This is a genomic window from Psychrobacter sp. T6-1, assembly GCF_052258445.1.
Window position 1 is genome coordinate 1 of the sequence record NZ_JBQQFC010000731.1, and the last position, 654, is coordinate 654.

The 654-nt window shown below is 46.6% G+C and carries 1 protein-coding gene and 1 pseudogene; both read right to left on the reverse strand.

What is annotated here, in order from left to right:
* Positions 1 to 229 (reverse strand): annotated as a pseudogene (locus ACTXGO_RS15690) (nicotinate-nicotinamide nucleotide adenylyltransferase); the annotation flags it as partial.
* A gap of 95 nt (positions 230 to 324) precedes the next feature.
* Positions 325 to 654 (reverse strand): phosphate acyltransferase (locus ACTXGO_RS15695; protein ID WP_443575169.1); only part of this gene is annotated, 330 nt, incomplete at its 5' end.

The window sequence follows — 654 nt, forward strand, 5'->3', positions numbered from 1 at the left end:
TAGCTAAGCGATGCTGAGGGTCTGTGCTATCGGTTTTAAACGGTGAGCGCGCATTGGGTAGTAGTGACAAATGTAGCGTGCGATTTTGCTCGCTAGCAATAGGGGCTAAGCACTCATAAACTGCCATCGCCATCTGGATATGACCCAGATGCACCGGATCAAACGAGCCGCCTAGATAGACGCGAATCAAAGGGTTAATGTTTTGCGTAAGAGTAGGTGAGTGAGTCATGGCGCTATTATAGCGATTGAGAGTAAATATTGCTTAATAAAAACCGCTTAGCATCAATTAATGATAAACGGCTGTATGAAAGTTTTAGTAAAGTTTTAAATTAAATCGCTGTAAGCCTGAATCGCAGTCAACGCAATGGTATAAACAATATCATCGACTAACGCGCCACGGGACAAATCATTAACCGGTTTATTTAAACCTTGCAGCATCGGCCCGACACTGATGACGTTCGCGCTACGTTGCACTGCTTTATAGGTGGTGTTACCTGTGTTCAGATCTGGGAAGATAAACACGTTGGCTTGACCGGCGACTTTTGAGTCAGGCGCTTTTTGTTTGCCGACGCTCATGACTGAGGCGGCGTCATACTGTAGCGGTCCATCAACGGCTAAGTCAGGCGCACGCTCACGGACGATTTCGGTTGCCTT